This window comes from Pseudoduganella albidiflava, from assembly GCF_004322755.1.
GTDB classification, from domain to species: Bacteria; Pseudomonadota; Gammaproteobacteria; order Burkholderiales; family Burkholderiaceae_D; genus Rugamonas; species Rugamonas albidiflava.
Map to the genome: position 1 here is coordinate 6,462,498 of NZ_CP036401.1, position 9,489 is coordinate 6,471,986.

Consider the following 9,489-nt stretch of genomic DNA (forward strand, 5'->3'; position numbering starts at 1 on the left):
GATCGGTTAGTTCCTGAACGGGAATTTGAATGCGGCGAGCAGAGCTTTCGCTTCGTCGTCGGTCTTGGCGGTCGTGGTGATCGAGATGTTCATGCCACGCAGCGCGTCGATCTTGTCGTACTCGATTTCCGGGAAGATGATCTGCTCTTTCACGCCGATGTTGTAGTTACCGCGGCCATCGAACGAGCGGCCGGACACACCACGGAAGTCACGCACGCGCGGCAGTGCCACGGTGATGAAGCGATCCAGGAATTCATACATGCGGGCGCCACGCAGGGTCACCATGGTACCGATCGGGTAGCCTTCGCGGATCTTGAAACCAGCGATAGCTTTACGCGACTTGGTCGTCACAGGCTTCTGGCCGGCGATCTTGGTCAGGTCGCCAACAGCGTGCTCCAGGACCTTCTTGTCAGCGATTGCTTCGCCCACACCCATGTTCAGGGTGATTTTGGTCAGGCGCGGCACTTCCATTACCGACTTGTAGCCGAATTTCTCGGTCAACTCGGCAACGACCTTCTCTTTGTATACTTGTTGCAGACGGGCCATTTTCAATTACCCCTTCACTACTTCGCCGGAGGACTTGAAGACGCGGACTTTTTTACCGTCCACTTCCTTGAAGCCCACGCGATCGGCCTTGCCGGTCGCAGCGTTGAACAGAGCAACGTTGGACACGTGAATCGGCATGGTCTTGTCGACGATGCCACCAGTTACGCCCGTCATCGGGTTCGGCTTGACGGCCTTCTTGGCCACGTTCACGCCTTCCACCACGACGTGCTCAGCGTCTACACGCTGGGTCACTACGCCGCGCTTGCCCTTGTCCTTGCCGGTCAGGACGACGACTTCGTCGTTTTTGCGAATCTTATCCATTGTGACTCCTTACAGGACTTCCGGTGCCAGGGACACGATCTTCATGAACTTCTCGGTGCGCAGCTCGCGCGTCACCGGGCCAAAGATACGGGTACCGATCGGTTCCAGCTTGGAGTTCAGCAGGACGGCAGCGTTGCCATCGAACTTGACCAGGGAACCGTCCTGGCGACGCACACCCTTAGCGGTGCGCACAACCACGGCGTTATAAATTTCACCTTTTTTGACACGGCCGCGTGGCTGTGCCTGTTTAACCGTGACCTTGATCACGTCGCCGATGCCAGCGTAACGGCGCTTGGAACCGCCCAACACCTTGATGCACATAACTTCTTTCGCACCGGTGTTGTCGGCTACCTCGAGCCGGCTTTCAGTTTGAATCATAGTATTCTCTTTCCCAACTTAAGCCGAAGAATCCACACAATGCGGACCTCTCGGTCAGTCTTGGTCCCGCCAACGACGCTGCTGCATCATTGTTTGGGTGCTTGACCTTCATACAGTACTGACCGCGAAACCGCGTCTGTGGATAGACACTTAGCGGCGATACATGAACGAAGCCCGCAAGTATTACATACAACCTGCGGGCCTGCAAGAACTAATTGGAAAACGGACGGGAACGCAACGTTCCCGTCCGGCTTTCTTTTTAGACGATTTGTGCAGCTTGCACTACACGGGTCACCGTCCACGCCTTCGTCTTGGAGATCGGACGACCTTCCGAGATTTCCACCGTATCACCGGCTTTGACCTGGTTGGTTTCGTCATGTGCGTGGTATTTAGCCGAACGCACGATGATCTTGCCGTACAGAGGGTGCTTGACGTGACGCTCGATCAGCACGGTGACGGTCTTGTCCATCTTGTCGGACACCACTTTACCGATCAGCGTGCGCTTGAGCGACTGTTTCACTGGTTCGTTCATTTGGCTTCCTTCGTGTTCATTACCGTTTTGACGCGTGCGATGTCGCGGCGGACCTTCTTCAGCTGCGAGTTGTTGCTCAGCTGTTGCGTGGCGCTTTGCATACGCAGGCCGAACTGTGCCTTCAGCAGGTCGTTCAGTTCTTTCTGCAGAGCAGCCTGGTCTTTGCCGCGGAGTTCAGATGCTTTCATATTTCACTCCAATTATTGGCCAACCTGGCGCACCACGAAGGTGGTTGCCAGCGGCAGTTTGGCAGCAGCCAGGCGGAACGCTTCGCGTGCCAGCTCTTCGCCAACGCCGTCCATTTCGTACAGCACTTTACCTGGCTGGATTTCAGCCACGTAGTACTCCGGGTTACCCTTACCGTTACCCATACGGACTTCAGCCGGCTTGTTCGAAATCGGCTTGTCCGGGAAGATACGGATCCAGATACGGCCGCCACGCTTGATGTGACGGGTCATGGCACGACGGGCAGCTTCGATCTGGCGAGCCGTGATACGGCCACGCGCGACGGCTTTCAGACCGAATTCGCCGAACGACACGGCGGTGCCGCGCGTATGCGAAATACCGGTGTTACGGCCTTTCTGCTCTTTACGATACTTCCTGCGAGATGGTTGCAGCATGCTTTTTCTCCTGCTTATTCAGCTGCAGCCGGCTTCGCAGCGCGGCGAGCGGCTGGGGCGCCTGGTTTGGCGCCCGGACCTGGACGTGGGCCACGGCCCGGCTTACCGTCGTCGCGACGCGGACCGCGTGGCTTCTTCTCGTCGGCCGGGGTGTCGATGACTGGTGCTTCGCCGGTGGCGGAACGGTCACCCTTGTACACCCACACCTTGACGCCGATGATGCCGTAGGTGGTCGATGCTTCGGACGTGCCGTAGTCGATGTCCGCCTTCAGGGTATGCAGAGGCACGCGGCCTTCGCGATACCATTCGGTACGGGCGATCTCGATGCCGTTCAGACGGCCGGAAGACATGATCTTGATGCCGACGGCGCCCAGGCGCATTGCATTCTGCATTGCGCGCTTCATGGCGCGGCGGAACATGATCCGCTTTTCCAGCTGCTGGGCGATCGAATCGGCGATCAGCTGCGAATCGATTTCCGGCTTGCGGATTTCCTCGATATTGACGTGCACCGGCACGCCCATGATCTTGGTCAGTTCCGACTTCAGCACTTCGATGTCTTCGCCCTTCTTGCCGATCACAACGCCCGGACGGGAGCTGTACACGGTGAAGCGGGCGTTCTTCGCAGGACGCTCGATGACGATGCGGCCGACGGAGGCGTTCTTCAGCTTCTTCTTCAGGTAGGCGCGTGCCTTCAGGTCTTCGTTCAGCATCGAAGCGAAGTTACCGTTGGTCGCGTACCAGCGGGAAGCCCAGTTACGGGTAACGGCCAGACGGAAGCCGGTTGGATGAATTTTCTGTCCCATCTTGGCTCCTTAGTTTCCGACCGTCAGGTAGACGTGGCAGGACTGCTTCGAGATACGGTCGCCACGGCCCTTTGCGCGCGCGGTGAAGCGCTTCAGGATCGGGCCCTTTTCGACGTAGATCGTTTTCACGTACAGCTCGTCGATATCGGCACCATCGTTGTGCTCGGCGTTCGCAATGGCGGACTCCAGCACCTTCTTGATGATGGTGGCGCCTTTTTTCGGGCTGAACTGCAGGATATTCAGCGCGGCGTCAACCTTCTTGCCGCGGATCAGGTCAGCCACCAGGCGACCCTTTTGATCCGACAGGCGCACGCCTTTGAGGATTGCTTTGGTTTCCATTATTTCTTCGCCTTTTTGTCAGCAGCGTGGCCCTTGAACGTACGGGTCAGCGCGAACTCGCCGAGCTTGTGACCAACCATGTTCTCGGACACGTACACAGGCACGTGCACCTTGCCGTTGTGCACGGCAATCGTCAGGCCGATGAAGTCAGGCATGATCGTCGAACGGCGGGACCAGGTTTTGATTGGCTTCTTGTCTTTGGTCGCTTGCGCGGCTTCGACTTTCTTCACCAGGTGGGCGTCGCAGAACGGCCCTTTTTTCAATGAACGGGTCATGATTTATCCTTATTTCTTGCCGCGGCGCGAGACGATCATCGAAGAAGTGCGCTTGTTCGAACGCGTCTTCTTGCCCTTGGTCTGCTGGCCCCATGGCGACACTGGGTGACGACCAGCGGCGGTACGGCCTTCACCACCACCGTGCGGGTGGTCGATCGGGTTCATCACGACACCACGGACGGTCGGGCGGACACCGCGCCAACGCATCGCACCGGCTTTACCGATCTTGCGCAGGCTGTGTTCGGCATTGCCGACTTCGCCCACGGTTGCGCGGCACTCGATATGCACGCGGCGCACTTCGCCGGAGCGCAGACGCACCTGGGCGTAAGTACCTTCGCGGGCCATCAGCACGACTGCGGCACCGGCGGTACGTGCCATCTGGGCACCTTTACCTGGCAGCATTTCGACGCAGTGGATCACGGTACCAACCGGGATGTTGCGGATCGGCAGGGTGTTGCCGGCCTTGATCGGCGCTTCCGAGCCGTTCATCAGCGTATCGCCGACGGACAGGCCTTTCGACGCGATGACATACTTGCGCTCGCCGTCGGCGTAGCACAGCAGGGCGATGTGCGCCGTGCGGTTCGGATCGTATTCGATACGTTCCACTTTCGCCGGGATACCATCCTTGTTGCGCTTGAAGTCGACGATACGGTAGTGCTGCTTGTGACCACCACCGATATGACGGGTGGTGATGTGGCCGTTGTTGTTACGGCCGGCGGTCTTCGATTTTTTCTCAACCAGCGCTGCCAGCGGACGACCCTTGTACAGGTCGGCGTTGACAACTTTCACCATGCCGCGACGGCCTGGGGAGGTTGGCTTCATCTTAACGAGTGCCATTATTTAGCCTCCTCGGAGAAATTGATTTCCTGGCCAGGCTTCAGGCACACGAAAGCACGCTTGGTAGCATTGCGACGGCCGATGAAACGACCCGAACGCTTGACTTTACCTTCGCGGTTGACGGTCTGCACCGATTCCACTTCGACCTTGAACAGCAGTTCAACGGCGGCCTTGATTTCTGGCTTGGTCGCGTCCGGAGCAACACGGAACACGATCTGCTCGTTCTTTTCCGCGACCATGGTGGCCTTTTCGGAAATGACCGGCGCCACCAGCACCTTCAACAGGCGCTCTTCGCTAAATTTGACGGCGCTCATGCCAGCAACTCCTCAATCTTGGCCAGTGCCGCTTTGGTAACCAGGATCTTCTTGTAGAAGACCAGCGACATTGGATCTGCATGACGCGGTTCCACGACCAGCACGTTCGGCAGGTTGCGGGAAGCCAGCAGCAGGTTTTCTTCGATGTTGTCGGTGATGATCAGGACCGAATCCAGACCCAGGCCGGTCAGCTTTTGCGACAGCAGCTTGGTCTTCGGGGCTTCGATCGACAGTTCTTCGATCACTACCAGGCGCTCTTCGCGAGCCAGCTGGGAGAGGATCGAGCACAGACCTGCGCGGTACATCTTCTTGTTCACTTTGTGGGTGAAGTTCTCGTCAGGCGAGTTCGGGAAGATGCGACCACCGCCACGCCACAGTGGCGACGACGACATACCAGCACGGGCGCGGCCGGTGCCTTTCTGGCGCCAAGGCTTCTTGGTCGTGTGGTGAACCTGTTCACGGTCCTTCTGCGCGCGGTTGCCGCTACGGGCGTTCGCTGCATAAGCAACCACGATCTGGTGGATCAGGGCTTCGTTGTAATCGCGGCCGAAGACGGTGTCTGCAGCAGCAACGTTGGACGCGGCTTGACCTTCAGCGTTCAAGAGCTTGAGTTCCATGAATTAAGCTCCCTTCTTAGCTTTGACTTTAACGGCTGGCGAGACGACCACCTGACCGTTTTTCGCGCCTGGCACCGCGCCTTTGACCAGCAGCAGCTGGCGTTCAGCGTCGATACGAGCGATTTCCAGGTTCTGGGTGGTGACGGTGACGTCGCCCATGTGACCGGTCATGCGCTTGCCAGGGAACACGCGGCCCGGGTCCTGCGCCATACCGATGGAGCCTGGTACGTTGTGCGAACGCGAGTTACCGTGAGTCTGACGACCCGAAGCGAAGTTGTGACGCTTGATGGTACCGGCGTAGCCTTTACCGATCGAGGTGCCCTGCACGTCGATCTTCTGACCGACTTCGAACAGCGAAACGGCGACGACTTCGCCAGCTTTCAGTTCGGCAGCTTTGGCTGCATCGACACGGAACTCTTTCAGCAGAGTACCGGCTTCGACACCAGCTTTGGCGTAGTGACCCGCAGCGGCTTTGGTCACGCGGGAAGCGCGACGTTGACCGAATACGACCTGAACAGCGGAGTAACCATCCGTTTCAGGAGTTTTGATTTGCGCAATGCGGTTGTTCGACACGTCCAGCACGGTCACAGGGATCGAATCCCCGTCGTCCGTGAAGATGCGCATCATGCCAACCTTGCGACCGAGGAGGCCAAGGCTCATTTTTTCTCCATTCCCACCTACGATTGGGCGGGGCTAAGTTTAACTACATTGAACTACTAAAAATGGTAAGGACGAAAAAGTACATTCCCATACCGAAGCCGGCTAGTGTACTTTGATTTGCCTCTTGACGCAACAAGTTAGTACGAGGTATGTCGATGTCTGTTGCACAAAGTTTGCACAGCGCGCAACGCGGGCACGGAATGGCTTTTTCAGGGACGTGGAAAGCGGATGGCGAAGCAGCACCGGCGCGGTGGCGCGCGGTGCCGGCATGCCCTGCCGCCGGGCTTGCCGGTGACAGGGCAAGGGACGCCGCGGGAGCGGCATCCCTGCGGACGGTCAGAACGCGTACTTCGCGCTGACGGTGAAGTAGCGACCGTAGTTGTTGTGCAAGGCCTGGTTGTAGCCGGCTTCCGGCAGGAAGGTGCTCGAAATGCCCTCGGCCGGATCGTATGGCGCGCGCTTGTCGAACAGGTTCTGCACGTTCACGTTCAGCGTCAGGTTCTTGAAGCCGGTGTACGTATAGCCCAGGCCGAAGGTGACCCAGCGGCCGATCTTGCAGTCCGGGTAGTACTCTTCGTACAGCGGCACCGTGGCGTCGCGGTTCGGTTCGGCATCGCCCGGCTTCGCCGTGCCGTAGTGGCAGAACGGCTGGTCGTAGACCGTGTCGGCGTTGACGTAACGCTTCAGCGAAACGGTCCCCACATAGTTGACCGAAGCGTTCACGGCATGGTCGCCCCGGGTCCACGTGCTGGCCAGGTTGAACTTCAGCCGCGGCAGTTCCATTCCGCTGGACAGGTTCCAGTCGTAGATGCCGGCGTTGCCGCCCACCAGGTTGTGCTCGATGTCGCCGGCGTGCTGCGACAGCGAATAGTGCGTCATGTAAGTACCGTTCAGCTTGGTGCTGAGGCCACCCCAGTCGCCCAGCCGCGCGCGGTGGCGCACTTCGAAGTCGATGCCGCGCACTTCGGTCGCGCCCTGGTTTTCCCATGGCAGCTTGACCATCAGCAGCGGCCCCGTGTTCTCGATCGGTTTGCCGCTGGCGTCGGTCACGAAGTTGGCGGGGTTCGGGTCGCGCACCACGTTCTGCGGGAAGCGGTCTTCGTTCTTGATCGCCTCGAACGCGGAGCCCTGCACCACTTCGCCTTCCTTGCGGATGCGGAAGTACTCGACCAGGAAGTCCAGGCTGCTGGTCGGCGAATAGATCAGCCCCAGCGAGTAGCTGCGCGATTTTTCCGGCACCAGGTCCGGGTTGGCGCCACCGGTACCGGCGGCGGTCTTCGCGCAATCGACCTCGGTCGCACCCGGCTTCGGCGTGCGCTCGTCGGCTTCGCAGCGGCGGCGGTCGAACAGGTCGCGCAGGAAGACTTGCGAGCCGCCCGGCGTCACCTGCACCAGTGCCGGTGCGCGGAAGCCCTTCGCGTACGTGCCGCGGAAGGCGAGGCCGTCGAAGGCCGTCCACTTCGCGCCCACTTTCGGCACGTAGTTGGTCTTGATGCCCGGGTACTTGTCAGCGCGGCCGGCAAAGTCCATCTCCAGGTTCTTCAGCAGCGGCGTGCGCAGCTCGACGAATGCCGACTTGACGTCGCGCTCGCCATCGATGATCGAGTTGACCAGGCCGAAGATCTGGCCGGTGGCCAGCACCGGCGTCGGGTCGAGCTGGATCTTCTCGCGGCGCACTTCGACGCCCAATGCCAGGCCCATCGCGCCGCCCGGCAACTGGCCGAACTGCGTGCTGGCCTTGGCATCCCACTGCAGGATGGAGGCGCGGCCGAGATTGGAGACGTCCTGCGCGAGGGTGGGATCGGCGGCCAGCTGGGCCAGCGTGGTACCCGTGTTCAGCTTGCGCAGCGTCGGCAGGTAGAGCCGGTCGTTGTAGGTTTCTTCACGCTCCGAACGGTTCCACAGCAGGCCGGTATCCCACGTCCAGCCGCGCAATTCCCCTTCGGCGCCCACCAGCAGGCGGGTGCTTTCGTTGAGGTTTTGCGTGCCGCCCTGCAGGTTGGCGAAACGGTAGCCGACCGAGGCGCGCGCGTTCGGGAACGGGTTGTCCGGATGGCCGATCTCGAGGATGGCCTGGAACGGTTCGGCAACGCCGGTCGCCGTGAAGTTGTTGGTCGACGACTGGCCCAGCGTGATCGGCGTGCCGGTGTACGTGCGCTCGGAACGGGCGTAGGCCACCTCGGCGAATGCGCGCGCATTGGCGCCCAGCTTCAGCACCCCGCGGCTCATCACGACGGCATCCTTGCCTTCGCTTTGCGCTTCGAGGAAGCGGGTCGCGTCGTAGTTGCAGAAGGTGCGGCCGACCCACACGCTGGTGGCCGGGAAGCCCATCTGCGTGGTGCCCACCAGCTGCTCCGACGGGTCGCAGCCCAGCGTGGTGCGCAGGCGGTCCGCGGCATTGGTGCGGTTCACGCCGAAGTTGCGCGAACCCGGCGCGCTCTCCCGGTAGAACGTTGGATGTTGCGAGATCTGGCTGCCGTATGGCGTGGCGAAGCGGCCGTTCAGTTGCTGGTACTGGCTGAACGCGATATCCGTCGCGTCGCGCAGCGCGGTACGGTCGCGCTTGGAGACATCGGCGGTGAAGAACACGTTGTAGCCGTCGGTATCGAGGTCGCCCTTGCCCCAAGCCGCGCTGACGCCGCGGCGGGCGAATTCGCCATCGTCGTTGGCACTGGCGCGTGCGCCGAATTCAAAGCCCTGGTAATTGCTCTTCGTAATGAAGTTGATCACGCCGCCGATGGCATCGGAACCATACACGGCGGAGGCGCCGTCCTTCAGGATCTCGACGCGGTCGAGCGCGCTGACCGGAATGCTGTTCAGGTCATACAGCGTGGAATTGCCGTCGTTCGGATCGGCATACGCGGAGGGCGACATGCGCCGGCCGTTCAGCAGGATCAGGGTCGAGGTGGACGACAGGCCGCGCAGCGACGCCGTCGACACGCCGCGCGAGAAGCCGCCATCGGTGCTGTCGTAATTGCTGTCCGAGCCGATCGCCGGCACGAAGCGCATCAGTTCCTGCACCGTCTGGGCGCCGGTATCCTTGATGTCCTGGGCCGTCACGACCTGGACGGGCGAGGTGCCTTCCTTGTCGGCGCGCTTCAGGTTGGAACCGGTGATGTACACGGTCTGGCTGGGCTGGGGCGCCGGCGCCTGCTGGGCCAGTACGGCAGGTACGGCGAGCGTGGCCGCGACCGCAATTACGCTGCGTTTCAATGTCAGCTGCATTGTTATTTCTCCCGAATATTAT

14 protein-coding genes are annotated in these 9,489 nt (G+C 60.4%); all 14 read right to left on the reverse strand.

The window, feature by feature from the left end:
• Nucleotides 1-6 precede the first annotated feature (6 nt).
• Nucleotides 7-546 (reverse strand): 50S ribosomal protein L5, encoded by a 540-nt coding sequence (gene rplE, locus EYF70_RS26775; protein ID WP_131148094.1) that lies wholly within the window; start codon nt 544-546, stop codon nt 7-9.
• A 6-nt stretch (nt 547-552) separates the two neighbouring features.
• Nucleotides 553-867, reverse strand: coding sequence for a 50S ribosomal protein L24 (gene rplX / locus EYF70_RS26780; RefSeq protein WP_131148095.1), 315 nt, complete (start codon nt 865-867; stop codon nt 553-555).
• A 9-nt stretch (nt 868-876) separates the two neighbouring features.
• Entirely contained in the window at nt 877-1,245 is a 369-nt protein-coding gene (rplN, locus tag EYF70_RS26785) for a 50S ribosomal protein L14 (protein WP_130186548.1), read from the reverse strand.
• Nucleotides 1,246-1,504: 259 nt separating this feature from the next.
• A complete protein-coding gene (rpsQ, locus tag EYF70_RS26790; protein ID WP_131148096.1) occupies nt 1,505-1,777 on the reverse strand; it encodes a 30S ribosomal protein S17 in 273 nt (90 codons plus the stop codon).
• Nucleotides 1,774-1,965 (reverse strand): 50S ribosomal protein L29, encoded by a 192-nt coding sequence (gene rpmC / locus EYF70_RS26795; protein WP_130186550.1) that lies wholly within the window; start codon nt 1,963-1,965, stop codon nt 1,774-1,776. Before rpmC ends, rpsQ begins: the two co-directional genes overlap by 4 nt.
• Nucleotides 1,966-1,977: 12 nt before the next feature.
• On the reverse strand, nt 1,978-2,397 hold the full coding sequence (gene rplP, locus EYF70_RS26800; RefSeq protein WP_056337588.1) for a 50S ribosomal protein L16: 420 nt from the start codon (nt 2,395-2,397) through the stop codon (nt 1,978-1,980).
• A 14-nt stretch (nt 2,398-2,411) separates the two neighbouring features.
• Nucleotides 2,412-3,200, reverse strand: coding sequence for a 30S ribosomal protein S3 (gene rpsC / locus EYF70_RS26805; protein ID WP_131148097.1), 789 nt, complete (start codon nt 3,198-3,200; stop codon nt 2,412-2,414).
• 9 nt (nt 3,201-3,209) lie between these two features.
• Nucleotides 3,210-3,542 carry a 50S ribosomal protein L22 gene (gene rplV, locus EYF70_RS26810; protein WP_174800461.1) on the reverse strand — a complete coding sequence of 111 codons (333 nt, stop codon included), beginning with the start codon at nt 3,540-3,542 and terminating at the stop codon, nt 3,210-3,212.
• Nucleotides 3,539-3,814 carry a 30S ribosomal protein S19 gene (gene rpsS / locus EYF70_RS26815; protein ID WP_093556914.1) on the reverse strand — a complete coding sequence of 92 codons (276 nt, stop codon included), beginning with the start codon at nt 3,812-3,814 and terminating at the stop codon, nt 3,539-3,541. The genes rplV and rpsS overlap by 4 nt, the downstream gene beginning before the upstream one ends.
• A 9-nt stretch (nt 3,815-3,823) precedes the next feature.
• On the reverse strand, nt 3,824-4,651 hold the full coding sequence (gene rplB, locus EYF70_RS26820; RefSeq protein WP_131148098.1) for a 50S ribosomal protein L2: 828 nt from the start codon (nt 4,649-4,651) through the stop codon (nt 3,824-3,826).
• Nucleotides 4,651-4,965, reverse strand: coding sequence for a 50S ribosomal protein L23 (gene rplW / locus EYF70_RS26825; RefSeq protein WP_131148099.1), 315 nt, complete (start codon nt 4,963-4,965; stop codon nt 4,651-4,653). The genes rplB and rplW overlap by 1 nt, the downstream gene beginning before the upstream one ends.
• On the reverse strand, nt 4,962-5,582 hold the full coding sequence (gene rplD / locus EYF70_RS26830; protein ID WP_131148100.1) for a 50S ribosomal protein L4: 621 nt from the start codon (nt 5,580-5,582) through the stop codon (nt 4,962-4,964). The genes rplW and rplD overlap by 4 nt, the downstream gene beginning before the upstream one ends.
• A gap of 3 nt (nt 5,583-5,585) precedes the next feature.
• Nucleotides 5,586-6,242 (reverse strand): 50S ribosomal protein L3, encoded by a 657-nt coding sequence (gene rplC / locus EYF70_RS26835; protein WP_131148101.1) that lies wholly within the window; start codon nt 6,240-6,242, stop codon nt 5,586-5,588.
• Nucleotides 6,243-6,578: 336 nt separating this feature from the next.
• Complete coding sequence (locus tag EYF70_RS26840) at nt 6,579-9,467, reverse strand: TonB-dependent receptor (RefSeq protein WP_131148102.1); 2,889 nt, start codon at nt 9,465-9,467, stop codon at nt 6,579-6,581.
• Nucleotides 9,468-9,489: the final 22 nt, after the last annotated feature.